Source organism: Streptomyces sp. NRRL F-525 (assembly GCF_000716605.1).
In the GTDB taxonomy this organism is placed as follows: Bacteria; Actinomycetota; Actinomycetes; order Streptomycetales; family Streptomycetaceae; genus Streptomyces.
This window is the reverse complement of sequence record NZ_JNXE01000010.1, coordinates 117,309-132,635: the sequence shown is the minus strand read 5'-3', so window position 1 is coordinate 132,635 and position 15,327 is coordinate 117,309. Positions and strand designations below refer to the sequence as shown.

Annotated in this window: 13 protein-coding genes and 1 pseudogene; 2 read left to right on the top strand and 12 right to left on the bottom strand. The window is 69.7% G+C overall.

The window, feature by feature from the left end; translation table 11 throughout:
• Positions 1 to 73: 73 nt before the first annotated feature.
• From OO69_RS17075 to OO69_RS17060, 4 genes are all read right to left on the bottom strand, one after another.
• Positions 74 to 691: a DsbA family protein gene (locus tag OO69_RS17075; protein ID WP_051801071.1), complete on the bottom strand. Its 618-nt coding sequence runs from the start codon at positions 689 to 691 to the stop codon at positions 74 to 76.
• 55 nt (positions 692 to 746) lie between these two features.
• Positions 747 to 1,364, bottom strand: a complete 618-nt coding sequence (locus OO69_RS17070) for a TIGR03086 family metal-binding protein (protein WP_033281511.1) — start codon at positions 1,362 to 1,364, stop codon at positions 747 to 749.
• A 25-nt stretch (positions 1,365 to 1,389) separates the two neighbouring features.
• Positions 1,390 to 2,412, bottom strand: a complete 1,023-nt coding sequence (locus tag OO69_RS17065) for a ketopantoate reductase family protein (RefSeq protein WP_033281510.1) — start codon at positions 2,410 to 2,412, stop codon at positions 1,390 to 1,392.
• 93 nt (positions 2,413 to 2,505) lie between these two features.
• The gene (locus OO69_RS17060) at positions 2,506 to 3,054 is read right to left on the bottom strand and encodes a DUF1697 domain-containing protein (protein WP_033281509.1); all 549 of its coding nucleotides are present in this window, start codon (positions 3,052 to 3,054) and stop codon (positions 2,506 to 2,508) included.
• A 423-nt stretch (positions 3,055 to 3,477) separates the two neighbouring features.
• On the opposite strand from OO69_RS17060, the gene OO69_RS17055 reads away from it, so the two are divergent.
• Positions 3,478 to 5,727, top strand: coding sequence for an MMPL family transporter (locus OO69_RS17055; protein ID WP_033281508.1), 2,250 nt, complete (start codon positions 3,478 to 3,480; stop codon positions 5,725 to 5,727).
• Positions 5,728 to 5,815: 88 nt separating this feature from the next.
• Here OO69_RS17055 and OO69_RS48855 read toward each other — a convergent pair.
• From OO69_RS48855 to OO69_RS17035, 4 genes and pseudogenes are all read right to left on the bottom strand, one after another.
• Positions 5,816 to 6,455, bottom strand: a pseudogene (locus tag OO69_RS48855) (ribosomal RNA small subunit methyltransferase A).
• Positions 6,456 to 6,662: 207 nt separating this feature from the next.
• Positions 6,663 to 7,943 carry an ABC transporter substrate-binding protein gene (locus OO69_RS17045; RefSeq protein ID WP_033281507.1) on the bottom strand — a complete coding sequence of 427 codons (1,281 nt, stop codon included), beginning with the start codon at positions 7,941 to 7,943 and terminating at the stop codon, positions 6,663 to 6,665.
• Positions 7,943 to 8,776: a carbohydrate ABC transporter permease gene (locus OO69_RS17040; protein WP_033281506.1), complete on the bottom strand. Its 834-nt coding sequence runs from the start codon at positions 8,774 to 8,776 to the stop codon at positions 7,943 to 7,945. Before OO69_RS17040 ends, OO69_RS17045 begins: the two co-directional genes overlap by 1 nt.
• Positions 8,773 to 9,708: a carbohydrate ABC transporter permease gene (locus OO69_RS17035; protein ID WP_033281505.1), complete on the bottom strand. Its 936-nt coding sequence runs from the start codon at positions 9,706 to 9,708 to the stop codon at positions 8,773 to 8,775. Before OO69_RS17035 ends, OO69_RS17040 begins: the two co-directional genes overlap by 4 nt.
• Before the next feature lie 171 nt (positions 9,709 to 9,879).
• Between OO69_RS17035 and OO69_RS17030 the strand changes: the two genes are divergently transcribed.
• Positions 9,880 to 10,743 (top strand): phosphotransferase enzyme family protein, encoded by an 864-nt coding sequence (locus OO69_RS17030; protein ID WP_033281504.1) that lies wholly within the window; start codon positions 9,880 to 9,882, stop codon positions 10,741 to 10,743.
• A 121-nt stretch (positions 10,744 to 10,864) separates the two neighbouring features.
• Here the strand turns inward: OO69_RS17030 and OO69_RS17025 are convergent, their stop codons facing one another.
• The 4 genes from OO69_RS17025 to OO69_RS17010 form a co-directional block, all read right to left on the bottom strand.
• Positions 10,865 to 11,587, bottom strand: coding sequence for a 3'-5' exonuclease (locus OO69_RS17025; RefSeq protein WP_033281503.1), 723 nt, complete (start codon positions 11,585 to 11,587; stop codon positions 10,865 to 10,867).
• Between the two features lie 111 nt (positions 11,588 to 11,698).
• On the bottom strand, positions 11,699 to 12,940 hold the full coding sequence (locus tag OO69_RS17020) for an SAV2148 family HEPN domain-containing protein (protein WP_033281502.1): 1,242 nt from the start codon (positions 12,938 to 12,940) through the stop codon (positions 11,699 to 11,701).
• A gap of 104 nt (positions 12,941 to 13,044) precedes the next feature.
• The gene (locus OO69_RS17015) at positions 13,045 to 14,361 is read right to left on the bottom strand and encodes a copper amine oxidase (protein WP_033281501.1); all 1,317 of its coding nucleotides are present in this window, start codon (positions 14,359 to 14,361) and stop codon (positions 13,045 to 13,047) included.
• Positions 14,362 to 14,434: 73 nt separating this feature from the next.
• Complete coding sequence (locus OO69_RS17010) at positions 14,435 to 15,244, bottom strand: hypothetical protein (RefSeq protein ID WP_033281500.1); 810 nt, start codon at positions 15,242 to 15,244, stop codon at positions 14,435 to 14,437.
• Positions 15,245 to 15,327: the final 83 nt, after the last annotated feature.

Here is a 15,327-nt window from a genome sequence, read left to right as displayed (position 1 = left end):
GCCGCGCGACGCGTTTATGTCACTGCGCGACGACAACCACCGTGACACCCGCCGCTGACGACGGTCACCGGGCTCAGTCGAAGGACAGACCCCCGGTGCGCGTCCGCTTCAGCTCGAAGAAGTCGGGGCACGTCGCCAACACCCGGAAACTGTCGAAGAGTTCGGCCGCCTTCGCGCCGCGCGGGATCGCCCGCAGTACGGGCCCGAACCACACCGTCCCGTCGACGTGCAGGGTCGGCGTCCCCACATAGCCGCCCGACTCCACCTCCACGCCCGCCTCATGACTGCGGCGCACCGCGTCGTCGTACGACAAGTCGTGGGCGGCGTCGGCCAGTTCGGCGGGGAGTCCGAGTTCGGCGAGGGATTCGGCGACGACGGCGTCGAAGTCGTCGTAGCGCCGCTCGTGGATGCGGGTGCCGAAGGCCGTGTAGAGGTCCCGGAGGACCTTGTCGCCCTGCTGTTCGGCGGCGGCCACGGCGACGCGGACCGGGCCGATGGACTTGTCGACCAACTCCCGGTACCAGTCGGGGAGTTCGTTGCCGGTGTTGTGGAGGTAGAGGCTCATCGCGTGGAAGTGGAGGTCGAGCGGGCGCTCGCGCTCGACCTCCAGCAGCCAGCGGGAGGTGATCCACGCGAAGGGGCAGGCGGGGTCGAAGTAGAAGTCGACGCGGACCGGGTTGTCGTGACTCATACGGACAACGGTAGCCACCGATTAGGCCGGGCGCTCGGCCCAATACGGCTCTCTCTCACTGGTCCACTTCGGTCGTGACCCGCTGCCTCGGGTTCCGTCCGCTGGCCGCGAGGGCGCGGTCGAAGACGGGGGCGTCGGCCGGTACGGGGACCGGGTCGGCGAAGCCGTCGTACTGGCGGTAGAGGTCGCCGTGCTTCTCGACCACGGCGAGGACGAGGCCGGCCGCGCCGTCCGAGACGGTGTACCGCTGGCCGGTGGCCGTGGCCACGTCCCAGCCGTGCACCGCCAGCTCCTTGATGATCATCGAGGCGATCTCGTCGGCCGGCATCTTCGCCATGCCGAGGTCAACCTCGCCCTCCCACACCGCCGGGTCGGCCCAGGCGGCGACGGCCCGGTCCAGCTGGGCGGCGTACGCGGCCGCCCAGTCCGGGTCGGCGGTGAAGTCGCGCGCGGTCAGCTCCTCGGGGAGCTGTGTGCGCAGGGCACGGTGTTCCAGGCCGTGAGATGTGTAGAGGACCCAGTGGTTGACCATCGCGCGGACGTCCCAGTCGGGGCAGTGCGTGGGGTCGTCGAGCTGGGTCGCACGGACACCGCGCGCGACGCGGGCCGCCTCGGCGGCGCATTCGATCATGTACGGGTGCAGGTCGTGGTTGCTCAGGTCGTGGTTGCTCATGCCCTCCACGCTAGGGAGGGCGCCGTCAGGACTCTTGAACAAACGCGACAGCGTCGTCGGCCAGGCGGAGCAGTTCGTCGAACGGCAGCGAACCGGGTGTCCTGCGCTCGCGCGCGAAGGTGTTCGCGAGCCGTTGCAGCAGGTCGTTGAGGGGGGTCGGTACGCCGTGCAGCCGCCCCAGCAGCGCGATCTCGCCGTTGAGGTAGTCGGCCTCGATGGTGCCGGTGCCCCGGTTCAGCGACTGCCAGGAGGAGCCGCCGCCGCGCGGGGCGCCGTCGATCTCCACGAGCTGGATCTTGTCGCCGCGCGCCTCCTTCTCCTCCTCGGCGCCCGCGTACGCGATACCGGCCGCGTCGAGCACGGCCGCGCCCTCGGCCCGCACCCGCCGGTAGAACGCCAGGTGCTCCTCGGTGTCGCGCACCTCGACGACCGCCTCGATCGCGTTGCCGAGATTGCTCAGCAGCTTGGCGTACTGCCAGCGCGTCACGTCCGGCACGACCGGCGCCTCGAACCGCGACTTCTCCAGGTCCGCGGCGATCAGCCGGGCGGTCTCGTCGGTGCCGTGCGGATAGCGGCCGAGATGCAGGATGCCGGTGAGCGGGGTGCCCTCGGCGGCGACCACACCCGGCTCGACGAAGGTCGCGGGCAGCCAGACGCAGACGCCGTAGACCCGCCGGAAGCGGCGCAGCGCGAGCCGTTGGCTCTCGACGCCGTTCTGCGCGCAGACGACGGGGAGCCGTTCGGCGGCCGTGCCGCCGCCGGTGACCGGGGCCTGGCCCCAGAGCGCGAGCGCGGCCTCGCTGTCCTGTGTCTTGACGGCGAGCACGAGTACGTCGTCGGTCCTCAACTCGCCCAGTTCGGCCGGGTCTTCGACGACCGGCAGCCGATACGTCGACTCCCCGTCCGGCACCTTGAGCCGCAGCCCGTGCTCGGCCAGCGCCGCCCGTTGCGCACCCCGCGCGACCAGGACGACCTCGCACCCCGCCCCGGCCAGCCGGCCACCGATGGCCCCGCCGACCGCCCCTGCTCCGATGATGATGTAGCGCATACCGAGGAGCCTCGCACAGCTGCGTGTAGCCGCCATTGACAATCTCGTGAACTCTCCACGGGGCCGATCGCGGGCGCCTCGCCGAGATCGCGCTCAACTGCCGGTCAGCTCCACGAGTTTGAGGACCGTGTTCCAGTTGCGGGACGTCGCGATCAGGCCCTTGTTCAGCCGCGGCCGGGAGAGTTCCGCCGCGAGCTTGGAGCGGCCGAGGCCGTCGGGGGCGTAGAGGTACAGGGCGCGGTCGCCGAGGCGGAACTCCTCGGGGAGGTACGCGGGTTGGTCGATGTCCGCGAAGCGGTCCTCGGCGACCGGCGCCGAGTAGTACGTGACGTGGAGTTGCTTGCCCTCCAACTCGGCGGCCGGGAAAGGGCAGTTGTCGGCGATCGCCTTGAGGTAGGTGTGGTCGCGGACGATGACGTCGACCGTGAAGCCGAACCGCTTCTCGATCGCCCGCGCGAGTTCCGCCGCGAGGGACTCCCCGTCGCCGTGGCCGCTCGTGAACACGGCCTGGCCGCTCTGCAAGTAGGTGCGGACGTCGTCGTGTCCGAGGCCTTCGAGGAGCGTGCGCAGCTCGGCCATCGGGAGCTTCTTGTTGCCGCCCACGTTGATTCCGCGCAGGAGAGCCGCATACGTCGTCGTCATCCGCACACCATAGAGCGGCCTTCGTGCCCCGTGGGGGTGGGCACGACGGCCGCTCCCTGTGGTGTGCGGGTGTCCGCTCCCTGTGAGGTGCGGGCGTGCGGAAACTCTGGCGGATGAGACGGCTCCGGATCAACACCTACAGGCACACCTACCTACACCTGTGACTTGTTCAACAAGGTTTCGTAATAACAAAGCGGACCCCGCCCGACGCATCGGACACCCTGATCACCACCCCCGAGCCGCTCCGATAGATGTAAGGGGCCGCCGTCCTCCCCAGTGCTGAGGGCCCGCTGTCCGTGCGGAGGAGCCGGTCGTCCGATACCTCACCGGTCAGCACGAGGAGACGCTCTTATCCCGCACATACCTTCGAACCATGAGGTGGCGGCAGGGGGCTGTCACCGTGCACAAGGGGGCAAGCCCGTCATGGGGAACGGAGATTCGCGGGTACGGGGGCTCGCCGCCCGGGCCGGCGGCTGGAGCGCCCGGCACCGCTGGGCCGCGGTCGGCATCTGGGTGCTGTTCGTGGTGCTGGCAATGGGGATCGGTTCGGCGGCCGGCCGTGTCGACGTCGACGAGAGCGACCAGCTGAAGGGCGAGACGCACACCGCCGCCACGATCATCGACGACGCCGGGATCAAGGAACCGGCCGGTGAGACCATCCTGATCCAGTCGAAGGACGCGTCGGTCACGTCCACCGACAGCGAGTTCCGCTCCACGGTCACCGCGGTCGTCAAGGCCGTCGAGGGGACCGGCCGGGTCACGGACGTGACCTCGCCGTACGACACGAAGACGATCTCGAAGGACGGCCGGAGCGCGCTCGTCCAGTTCGACATGCGCGGCGACGCGGACACCGCCGGCGACCGGGTGGAGCCGGTGCTGAAGGCCGTCGCCGGGGTGCAGAAGGACCATGGCTCGCTGCGGATCGAGGAGATCGGCGGCGCGAGCATGGCGAAGCAGTACTCCGACGCCTTCGGCAACGACTTCAAGAAGGCCGAGTACTCCGCCGTACCGGTCGCCTTCGGCATCCTGCTGATCGCCTTCGGCGCGCTGGTGGCGGCGCTGCTGCCGGTGGCGCTGGCCCTCACCGCGATCATCGCGACGATGGGCCTGATGGGCCTCGTCAGCCACATCCAGCCGATGAGCGACACCGCCAACTCCGTAATGCTGCTGGTGGGGTTGGCCGTCGGTGTCGACTACTGCCTGTTCTATCTGCGCCGCGAACGCGAGGAGCGCGAGGCCGGCCGCGACGCCGGGGCCGCGCTGCGGATCGCCGCCGCGACCAGCGGCCGCGCCATCATCGTCTCCGGTGTCACGGTGTGCGTCGCGATGGCGGGCATGCTGTTCACCGGGCTCGCCGAGTTCGAGGCGATGGGCCTGGCCTCGCTGATGGTGGTCGCGGTCGCCATGGTCGGCTCGGTGACCGTACTGCCCGCGCTGCTCTCGCTGTTGGGCGAGCGGGTCGAGAAGGGCCGCATCCCGTTCCTGCGCAGGCGCGGCCGCCGGGGCAACGGCGAGAGCCGCTTCTGGACCGCCGTCCTCAAGGGCGTCCTCGCCAAGCCCCTCGTCTCCGTGCTCGTCGCGGCCGGCGCGCTGCTCGCGATCGCCGCTCCCGCGGTCGGCATGAAGACCGAGAACCTCACCCTGGACCAGGAGTTCGGCAACTCCCTCCCGATCGTGGGGACTTACAACCGCGTCAACGACGCCTTCCCCGGCGGCTCCGATCCGGCCGAGGTGGTCGTCAAGGCGAAGGACATCAACTCACCCGAGGTCAAGCAGGCGTTGGCCGACTTCAAGGCGCGGGCGGTCAGTTCGGGTGCCTCGCGCGGCCCGGTCGACATCAAGCTGCACGACGCGCAGAACGTCGCCTTCGTCTACGTCCCGCTCGTCGGCGGCTCCGACCAGGACAAGGCCGCGAAGAGCCTGGAGAAACTGCGCGACGAGGTACGGCCCGCCACCCTCGGCAAGGTCGACGGCGTCCAGGCGCCGATCACCGGAAACGTCGCGGGATCGAAGGACTTCAACGACCAGCTCCTCGGATCGGTCGTCCCGGTCTTCGCGTTCGTCGTGGTCTTCGCCTTCCTGCTGATGCTGCTCTCGTTCCGCTCGCTGACGGTCGCGATCACCTCGATCGTCCTCAACCTCCTTTCCGTGGGCGCCGCTTACGGCATCCTCGTCGCCGTCTTCCAGCACGGCTGGGGCGCCTCGCTGGTGGGCGCGGAGGGGGTCGGCGCGATCGTCACCTGGCTGCCGCTGTTCCTCTTCGTGATCCTGTTCGGCCTGTCGATGGACTACCACGTGTTCGTCGTCTCCCGCATCCGCGAGGCGCGGCTGCGCGGCCGTTCGACCCAGGACGCGATCCAGCACGGCGTGGTCACCACGGCCGGTGTCGTCACCAGCGCCGCCGTCATCATGGTCGCCGTCTTCGCGATCTTCGGCACGCTCTCCATGCAGTCCATGAAGCAGATGGGCGTGGGCCTCGCGGCGGCGGTCCTCATCGACGCCACGGTCATCCGGGGCGTCCTGCTCCCCGCGGTGATGGCCCTGCTCGGCGAGCGCAACTGGTACTTCCCGAAGTGGCTCCACCGCCTGCCCGACCTCACGCATGACGAGTCCCCGGAGGAGGTCGCGCCGACGCCCACGGTGACGGGCGAGGGCGAGCCCCTGCGGGTGTGAGTCCGCGCGGGTAACTCCCCCTGATCGAGGGCCTGTTGGTATCCCGGGGGAACCAGCAGGCCCTCACCCGTGCCCTACGACAGCTCTTCTACGACGTGAGTTCCCTGTGCAGGCGCAGCCAGTGATCCGGAGACACCTCGCCGACGAGGACGCGTGGGTCGAGCCTCGCGGCGCGGAATGCGGCGTCCACGCGGCGCCTCGGGTGGAGTCGGCGCAGGGAAGCGTGCAGGGAGCCGCCCACCCCTGAGAAGCCCAGCTCGACCAGGTGCCGCCAGTCGTGCAGCGCGGCCGGTTCGAGCAGGGGGGTCCGGCGCCGTTCGATCCGTACGATCCCGGCGTCGGCGCGTGGCACGGGGCTGAACCGGCGCCGGTCGACCCGGCCGACCAGCCGCCACTCGTAGCGGGGCCAGCTGCGGACCGTCAGCAGGGTCCAACTGCCGTAGTCACCGGTGCGTTTGCGGGCGTACTCGAGTTGGGTGAGCAGGGTGGCGTCGGTGAGGGCGGGGGCGGAGTTTCGGGACGAGGCGGGGGTCGATCTCGTGGGCGTGGAGTTCGTGGCAGTGGGGGGCCAGTTTCGCGGTCAACGCGCCTTTTCCCGCGCCTACTTCGAGGAGGAGCAGGATCTGGTGTCCTTGCGGGACGGCCAGGCGGGCTACGTAGTCGGCGGTGGCGCGGTCGGCCAGGAAGTTCTGCGAGAGCGCGCGGGAAACGGGGGTGGGGCGGGCCATGGCCTGCGGTCCTTGTCTTCCGTGAAGGGCATACGGGCAGACGAAGGCCCTGACCGGAAGAACGTGGGGAACGCTAGGGGGTTTGGGTGGGGTGGGGCAACGGGGTTTTCGTGGGGGCGCCATCCGGGGAGCGTGGTGCGGTTGTTCGGCGAGTGGAGGTCTGTGGGGGCTGGTCGCGCAGTTCCCCGCGCCCCTAAAAGACCCTCGTCAGCGTTGGTATCTTGCGAGGACCAAGTTGCCGTCCCGCTCCAGGCGTTGGCGTAGTTCGGCGAGGGTGATTGCTCCGCTGTAGTACTCCTGGAAGGCCGGGGTTGCCACCTTGTCCTTCCACTCGGGGTAGCCGCGTACCGACTGGGCGGGGGCCGAGGCGAGGTCGGTGGCGAGTGCCGTGCCGGTGGACCAGTCGTCCTTGGTGGTGTGCAGGGACGGGGACTTGAGGGCCTGGGTGCCGGTGGGGAGCATCCAGTCGCCGAGGGCCAGGCGAGCCATGTTCTTGGGCTGGAGGAGGAAGGCGATGAACTCGGCGGCCTGCTTCTTGTGGGGGCTGTCCTCGGCGATGGACAGGGTCTGTGGGCTGACGCCCTGGGTGAGGCCGTCGGCGCCTGCCGGGGCGGGCAGGACCTGCCAGTCGAAGCCCTTGGGGGCCTGCTGCACGATCTGCTGGCGGTAGGAGAAGCCGAGCGGGATCATCGCGTACTTGCCGCCGAAGAAGCCGGGGAGCGTGTCCGAGCCGCCGCTGCCGAGGGTCGTGGGTGAGGCGCTGTGGTCCACGTTCACCTGGTCGTGGATCGTGCGGGGGACGACCTGGTCGGCCTTGTCGAAGCGGACGGTCACCTTGCCGTCCGTGCCTCGGTGGAACAACTCGCCGCCCGCCGACAGCGACAGGTTGAGCGTCGCGGACACCGGCTCCTTGAGCGGCCAGGCCACGCCGTACTTGCCGTCGCCGCTCAGGCGTCGGGTGATGTCCCTGAACTCGGGCCAGGTCCAAGGGTGTTCGGGGGTCGGGATGCGTACGTTCGCCTTCTTCAGCCAGGTGGCGTTGGCGATGAGCACCCGGGGCTCCTGGAGGAACGGGACGCCGTAGATGCCGTTCCCGAAGGTCGTCGTAGCCCAACTCCGTTGCGGGATCTCTGACTTGAGGCGGGCGGGGAGCAGATCGCGGAGGTCGGCGAGGTAGCCGCCGTAGGCGAAGTCCGCGAGGTCGTCGGAGGCGTCGTGGATGATGTCCGGAGCCTCGCCGCCCTCGAAGGAGGTGAGGAGTTGGTCGTGGACGCTGTCCCAACTGCCCTGCACGTACTCGACCTTGACGTCGGGATGGGTGGCGTTCCACTCCTTCACCAGTTCCTTGTTGGCGGTGACGGACTCGTCCTGCCAGGCCAGGGACTGGAAGCGGAGGGTGATCCGGCCGTTCGCGGAGTCGCTTCCGCTGCCTGTGCAGCCGGCGAGGAGCAGGGTCAGGACGAGGGTGAGGATCCAGCGCGCTCGCATCAGCTCTTCACCGCCCCGGTCAACATGCCGCCGGTGATGCGGCGTTGGATCAGGGCGAAGACGATCAGGGAGGGGAGGGTCGCGAGGAACGCGGCTGCGGCCAGTGGGCCGAGGTCCGCTACGCCCTCCGCGCCGATGAAGTGGGTGAGGACGACCGGGAGGGTCTGTTTCTCGGGGGTCTTGAGGAGGACCAGCGCGAAGAAGAACTCGTTCCACGCGGTGACGAAAGCGAAGAGCGCCGTCGCCACGATCCCGGGTGCGAGCAGGGGTGCCGTCACCGACACCAGCGTGCGGAGCCTTCCGGCGCCGTCGACCGCCGCCGCTTCCTCCAACTCCGGTGGTACCGCCCGGACATAGCCGACCAGCATCCACAGGGCGAACGGCAGCGACCATACGACGTAGACGAGCACCAGCCCGGCCAGGGAGTCGATCAGCCGCAGGTTCTTCAGTACCAGGAACAGCGGGATGATCACCAGCACGAAGGGGAACGCCTGGCTGACCACGACCCAACCGGTCGCTGCTCGCGCGAGCAGTGTGCGGCGCCGGGCCATGACCCACGCCATCGGTGTCGCGATCACCACGGCGATCAGCGCGGCCCCGAGCGCGGCGAGCAGGGAGTTCAACGCGGCGTGCAGCAGCGGCTGTTCGTCGAAGGCCTGGCGGAAGTTGGCGAGGGTGGGGTGCTTCGGGATCCAGGTGGGGTGCAGACTGCCCAGCTCCTGCGGGGACTTGAACGCGGTGGAGATCAGCCAGAGGAGGGGGAAGGCGAGGAAGACGAGATACGCGAGCAGGGCTGCGTACTGTCCGGCACGGGCGCCGGTGCCGGTCCTCATGACTCGTCTCCTCCCTTGATACGGCCTACGAGGAAGACGGCCAGGAGCACCGAGATCACCGCGACCATCACGCATCCCATGGCCGCCGCGTAGCCGAACTGGCCGTAGCGGAAGGCCTCTTCGTAGGCGAAGAGCATGGGCAGCCGGGTGCGGCCGCCGGGTCCGCCGTTGGTCAGGACGTAGACCAGGGCGAAGGAGTTGAAGTTCCAGATCAGGTTGAGCGCCGTGATCGCCAGCGCCACCGGTCTGAGGGCGGGCCAGGTGACCGTGCGGAAGCGGCGCCAGGCTCCGGCGCCGTCGACCGCCGCGGCCTCGTGGAGTTCGCGCGGGGTGTTCTGCAGTCCGGCGAGGAGGGCGACCGTCGTCTGGGGCATGCCGGCCCAGACGCCGACGACGATCACGGCGGGCAGCGCGGTCGTCAGGCTGCTGAGCCAGTCGCGGCCGTTGCCGAGGCCGAGGTCATGCAGGGTCTCGTTGAGGATGCCCGCGTCGGGGTTGTAGACGATGCGCCACATGATGCCGACGACGACCTCGGGCATCGCCCACGGGACGATCGCGAGGGCGCGTGCCAGCCAGCGCAGCCGTAGGTCCTGGTTGAGGAGGAGGGCGAGGCCGAGGGCGAGCAGGAACTGCGGGACGGTCACCCCTACCGCCCACACCAGCCCGATGCGGAACGACTCCCAGAACAGGGTGTCGTGCAGCAGGTCCCGGAAGTTGAGACCGCCGATCCAGTGGGTGGGCGCGGTGCGGCCCGACTGGGAGTCGGTGAAGGCCAGCAGGACGCCGTAGAGGAGGGGGCCGACGCTGAGCACGAGGATCGGGATGAGTGCCGGTAAGACCAGGAACCAGGCCGCGTGGTCGGGAGCGCGTCGCCGGCGGTCCCGGCTCGGCGCGCGGCTCGACGGCCTCCTCACCTCCGTCACCGATGTCATGGAATCAGCCCCTTTGCGCGGCCCGGTCGGGCCCCGTCATGGTCGTGAACGCCTTGTGCCTCGTCAAGGCACCTCGCATGCCGTCCCACCTGTGCGAATGGGACACTGGCCGTCGGATGGCGGGAACCCGACGCCGTCCGCACACGCACAGGGAGCACACGGAGGCGGACGATGGACGAGGCACGGGCCCGGGACGTACTGGCCGCGGCGGACGTACTGCCCGGCGCGGCGCGGGACGCGCGGCTCCTCGCCCTCGGCGAGAACGCGGTGTTCGCCGCGGGTGACCTGGTCGTCAAGGTGGGTCGTGACGCGGAACTTCTCGACCGGGCACGGCGCGAGCTGGAAGTCGCGCTGTGGCTTGCCGAGTCGGGGGTGCCTGCGGTGCGGGCCGCGGAGTCGGAAGCGCGGCTGGTCGAGGGGCATCCGGTGACGGTGTGGCACCGGCTGGCCGATTCCGTACGCCCTGCCGAGCCGCGGGATTTGGCTGAACTGCTACGCCTCGTCCATGCCCTGCCCTCCCCCTCGTTCGGTCTTCCGCCCCGTGAGCTGCTGGGCGGTGTGGAGCGGTGGTTGCGGCTTGCGGGGGATGCGATCGACCCGGCCGACGCGGCGTATCTGCGGGAGCGGCGGGACGGGTTCGCGGCTGCCGCGGCCGCGCTCACGCCGCGGCTGGCGCCGGGGCCGATTCACGGTGACGCGTTGCCCCGCAATGTGCATGTCGGGCCGGACGGGCCGGTGCTGGTCGATCTGGAGACCTTCTCCTCTGATCTGCGTGAGCATGATCTGGTGGTGATGGCTCTCTCGCGTGACCGGTATGCGTTTCCGGCTCGGGCCTATGACTCGTTCGTCGAGGCGTACGGGTGGGATGTGCGGGAGTGGGACGGGTGTGGGGTGCTGCGGGGTGCCCGGGAGACGGCCAGCTGCGCTTGGGTTGCTCAGCATGCGCCGAGCAATCCTGAGGCGCTGGTTGAGTTTCGGCGGCGGGTGGGGTCTTTGCGGGACGGGGATGAGACGGTGCGGTGGTTTCCGTTCTGAGCGCCTGTTGAACGGGGGCTGCTGGTTATCTGGGCGGCTGCCGGTCCGTTGTGGCTGGTCGCGCAGTTCCCCGCGCCCCTTTGGGGCGCCTCCCTTCGGGGCGCCCCAGGAGTGCGACGGGTCAGACCGTCTCGTCCTCCAGCTCGCGGAGCGGCCATGTGCCGTCGACGACCGCGTCCTGGTCGCCCTTGCGGCGTAGGAAGCTCTGGAAGTCCGCTGCCCATTCCGCGTACCACTCGATCTGGCGGCGGTGGAGTTCGGCGGGGCCGAGGGCGGCGACCTTGGGGTGGCGGTCGGCTATCGCGCCGGCCAGGCGGGCGGCGGCGAGGGCGTCGGCGGAGGCGTCGTGGGCGGAGTCGAGGACCACGCCGTACTCCTGGCAGACCGCTTCGAGGTTGCGCTTGCCGCGGCGGTAGCGGTCCACGGAGCGGTCGATCGTGTACGGGTCGATGACCGGGGCGGGGTCGGTGCCGCCCAGGCGGTCGCGCAGGGACGGGAGTCCGTGGCGGCGCAGCTCGGCGGAGAGCAGGGTCAGATCGAAGGCCGCGTTGTAGGCGACGACGGGGACGCCCGTCTTCCAGTAGGTCACGAGGACGTCGGCGATCGACTCGGCCACCTGGTCGGCGGGGCGGCCCTCGGTGGTGGCCCGCTCGTTCGTAATGCCGTGCACCGCGACGGCGTCCGCCGGGATCTCGACGCCCGGATCGGCCAGCCACTCCTTGCGGCCTATCGGGCGTCCGCCCCTGACCTCGATGACCGCGCCCGTGACGATGCGTGCCTCGCGCGGCTCGGTCCCCGTCGTCTCCAGGTCGAAGCCGATGAGCAGCTCCTGGTGCCAGGCCATGACGGCCCCCCTTCTCGGTGGTGCTTTCCCCCAGTGGTCTCCACGATCGCATGAGCCACTGACAATCCGATGACCGCGTTCCGCTTACCGCCGGAGGGGGTCGTGGGACGGTCAGGACACCGGTCGCGAATCCGCCCACATCTGCTCGAACTCGTCGCGGTAGGTGGGGAAAAGTGCGCTGTCATCCATTTCGTCCGACTTGACCAGTCGGCTGCCGTTCCGCAGCACCAGCACCGGCGCCTCCATGCCGCGGCTGCGGCGCAGATAGGACTGCACGACGGCTATGCCGTCCGAGCCGTCGCCGTCGACGAGGTACGCCGTGAAGCGGGGTGTCTCGTCGAAGACCTGGATCTCGAAGGCCGCCGGGTCGCGCAGCCGGGACCGCACCCGCCGCATGTGCAGGATGTTCATCTCGACGGCGCGGCTCAACTCGCCCCGTTTGATGCCGAGTTCACGCTCGCGGCGCTTCACCGCGCTGGAGGCGGGGTTGAGGAACAGCAGCCGGGCCCGGCAGCCCGACTCGGCGAGGCGGACCAGGCGGCGGCCGGAGAAGTTCTGCACGAGAAGGTTGAGGCCGATGCCGATGGCGTCGACGCGGCGGGCCCCGCCGAAGATGTCCTCGGCCGGGAACTGCCGCATCAGGCGCACCCGGTCGGCGTGCACGGCGACCACGTCGGCGAAGCGGTCGCCGATGAGTTCCTCGACGGCGTCGACGGGCAGCCTGCGCGCCGAGGGTACGTCGCTGCCGGCGCCGAGGGTCTCCAGGAGTTTCGCGGAGGCCCGCTCGGCCTGGTTGAGGACGGCCTCGGACAGGGCGCGGTTGCGGGAGACGACGTTGCGGGTCACCTCCAGCTCGTCCAGGGCGAGTTCGACGTCGCGGCGCTCGTCGAAGTACGGCTCGAAGCACGGCCAGTGCTGCACCATCAGCTCGCGCAGCTGCGGCAGGGTCAGGAAGCTGAGGACGTTGTCGTCGGCCGGGTCGAGCAAGTAGCCCTTGCGGCGGCTGACTTCGCGGACGGCGACCGCGCGCTGCACCCACTCCTGGCCGGCCGGTCCGGCCGCGGCGACCACCCACTCGTCGCCGTGGACGGGTTCGTAGATGGGACGCAGAACAGCGGCCACGACCGCGCGCAGCCGCTGTTCGACGAGGTTCAGCCAGATGTAGGCGCGGCCGGCTCGTTGGGCGCGCGTACGCACCTCGCGCCAGGCGTCGGCGTCCCAGTCCAGCTCCGGACCGATGGAACCAGCCGCGTCCATCGGACGTGCCAGGGACACCGCGCCGGGCGGGACTTCTGCGGAGTTCCCCTCGTGACCCTCGTCACCAGGGGGCAACTCCAGCCCTCCCGAGCCCACCCGTGCACCGCCTTCCGCTCCCCCGAGCTCTCCCCAGTCTCAACGATCAAGGAAGGGTACTCCGGGACCGGTCGGCGGTGCAGCCGGATGGACAGGGTCGTTTCTCAACTTCCGCCGTTCACATTGCCGTTCTGGTTGGCGAGGGCGGGCGGAGTGAGCGGATTCATAGCCGTCACGTCGCGCGGGGCGATGGAGAATCCCTGCCAGTGGACCGGCATCGGCTGCTGGTCCTCGTCGCGGGCGATGTGGTGGAAGCCGACGTTCACCCAGACCACGGGGTGGGTGAGGGTCTGGCCGTTGACCCACTTGTCGACCTGCTTCGGGTGCCCGGCACCGCAGTTGGGCAGGTTGTCGCTGGCGAACTGCTCGCACTTGTTGTACTCGGTGAAGTACACGTCGTGCTGGGTGAAGCTGCGGCCCGGGTACTTGGTGGTGGGGCCGGGGACTATCTCGTAGGACCGGGCGTGCTTGTCCTTGTTCTTGCCGGTCGCGCTGACGATGCGCCACCAGCGCATGTTCTTCGCGTCGCCAGCGAGTTCCTTGGTGACCTTGGTCAACGTGGTCTTGTTGGTGGGGGTGTTGGCGCCGTGCGTGGTGACGGCGGAGTCGTACTGCTCGACGCGGCCCTTGGAGGAGCCGTCGAGCGCGAAGTCCAACTTCCAGAAGACGTCGTGCTGGTGGCTCGTCGCGTACGCCGTGGCGCCCTTGCCGAGCGGCCATCCGCGGCCGTCGCCCGCGTCGTAGTCGTAGGGCGAAAGGCTGCCGGTGGCACCGACGTTCATGTTGATGGTGCCGTCGTCCTGGAAGCGCCACTCGGTGATGTACTCGTACCAGCCGACCTGGTTGACCGTGTAGACGAGGAAGTCCTTGCCCTGGGTCTGGAAGACCTTGTTGGCGCTGTCGCCCTGCATCCGGAAGGCGTGACCGCGCGAACGGGTCGTCGTACAGAGGCCCTTGACGTTCGGGTGGGCCGGGTCGATGGCGTCGGGGACCTTGACGGTCTTGATGGTGCCGCCGGGGCACTCACCGGGCGCCATGTTCATCAGGCCCGTGCCGAAGCCGTACTGGGTGAGGTCGCTGTACTCGTTCTTGCCGTCGTCGTACGGGACGTGGATCTGGGCGAGCTTGGCGTCGGCGAGCACCTTGATGGGGGTGGCCTGGCCGGGCGGCTGGTAGGAGATGTTCTCCAGGACGAGGCCGGCCTCGCGCTCGTAGTGCCAGCACATCCGCCAGGTGGTGCCGGTGGAGAGCTTCTGCTCGATGGTGTAGGCGGCGCTGCAGCCGGGTGCGGCGGCGCTCGGGGCGGCCTTCGGCTGGGCCACGGCCGGTCCCGCGCCGGCCGTGGCACCGGCGGCCAGGGTGGCGAGGGCGAGCCCGACGGCCCCCCGCCTGCGGGCACGGCTGATTCTGTTGACGCGCATGAAGAAGTGACTCCCTTACAGGAGAAGCAAGTTGGGACAGTGGACGAGGAACCGCGCGGTGGGCGCGGCCGGTTCAGCCGGTGAGCTTGCCGACCTTGCGGGCGCTCAGGTCGATGACGAAGTCACGGGCGTCGATCCACGGCCCGTTCTTCACCTTCGGGAACAGCCGCACGCAGCGGTGCTCGCCGCACTGGTCGAGATCTCCGGACTGCCGTCCCGGAGTGGCCTTGTAGACCATGGCCGTCAGCAACAGCTGGTCGGGCGAGGTGAGTTCGTTGCCGGTGGCGTCCTTGTAGTCGGCCTTCAGGCCCGCGCCGAGCGGGCTGGCGAGCAGCAGCTCGGCCGCCTCGACGTCCTCCGCGTGGCTCGCCGGGGGCTGCACCCCGTGCTGCGTGCCGGTCTGTTCGACCTTGCCGGTGTCGAGGTTGACGGTCTTGGTGACGACCGTGTCGTCCTTGTAGTCGTAGAACGTCACGTCCGCGCGGCGCGGCGCGTTCGGGTTGTCCAGCTCACTGGTCTCGGGGTCGGCGAGTTGCACGTCGAGGCGCTGCGGGCCGCGCTTGCCGTCCACGTTCTCGCTGGAGTTGAGGAACTGCGGGTTCACCGCGATCTGCTCGACGCGCTTGGTCTCGTCGTCGGTGAGCGGGTCGCGGCCCGTACCCTTCTCGCCCTCGGCGGGGGCCTGTTGCACCACTCCGGGTGCCGCTCCCTGTCCGTCCGCCGCCTGTTGCTGCGCGGATCCGGCGGCCTTGCCGGTGCCGCCCGACTCGTCGGCCCCCGCCGTGCCCGGCAGGGTGACGGCGACCATCACGGCGGTCCCGGCCACCGCTATGGCCGTACCCGCCACCACTTTGCCCAGGTGGCGGTGCACTGTCCTTCGCACATTTCCCCCTACTCCCCCTGGGTCCTCCCCGGACCATCGGGAGCGGTGTCTGTCCCACTCGGTTCGGGATACGGCATACGTCG

Bases quoted from the DNA above. Each gene is read 5' to 3' on its own strand.
- OO69_RS17075 (WP_051801071.1), bottom strand. From the start codon at position 691: ATGAGTCACGACAACCCGGTCCGCGTCGACTTCTACTTCGACCCCGCC.
- OO69_RS17070 (WP_033281511.1), bottom strand. From the start codon at position 1,364: ATGAGCAACCACGACCTGAGCAACCACGACCTGCACCCGTACATGATC.
- OO69_RS17065 (WP_033281510.1), bottom strand. From the start codon at position 2,412: ATGCGCTACATCATCATCGGAGCAGGGGCGGTCGGCGGGGCCATCGGT.
- OO69_RS17060 (WP_033281509.1), bottom strand. From the start codon at position 3,054: ATGACGACGACGTATGCGGCTCTCCTGCGCGGAATCAACGTGGGCGGC.
- OO69_RS17055 (WP_033281508.1), top strand. From the start codon at position 3,478: ATGGGGAACGGAGATTCGCGGGTACGGGGGCTCGCCGCCCGGGCCGGC.
- OO69_RS17045 (WP_033281507.1), bottom strand. From the start codon at position 7,943: ATGCGAGCGCGCTGGATCCTCACCCTCGTCCTGACCCTGCTCCTCGCC.
- OO69_RS17040 (WP_033281506.1), bottom strand. From the start codon at position 8,776: ATGAGGACCGGCACCGGCGCCCGTGCCGGACAGTACGCAGCCCTGCTC.
- OO69_RS17035 (WP_033281505.1), bottom strand. From the start codon at position 9,708: ATGACATCGGTGACGGAGGTGAGGAGGCCGTCGAGCCGCGCGCCGAGC.
- OO69_RS17030 (WP_033281504.1), top strand. From the start codon at position 9,880: ATGGACGAGGCACGGGCCCGGGACGTACTGGCCGCGGCGGACGTACTG.
- OO69_RS17025 (WP_033281503.1), bottom strand. From the start codon at position 11,587: ATGGCCTGGCACCAGGAGCTGCTCATCGGCTTCGACCTGGAGACGACG.
- OO69_RS17015 (WP_033281501.1), bottom strand. From the start codon at position 14,361: ATGCGCGTCAACAGAATCAGCCGTGCCCGCAGGCGGGGGGCCGTCGGG.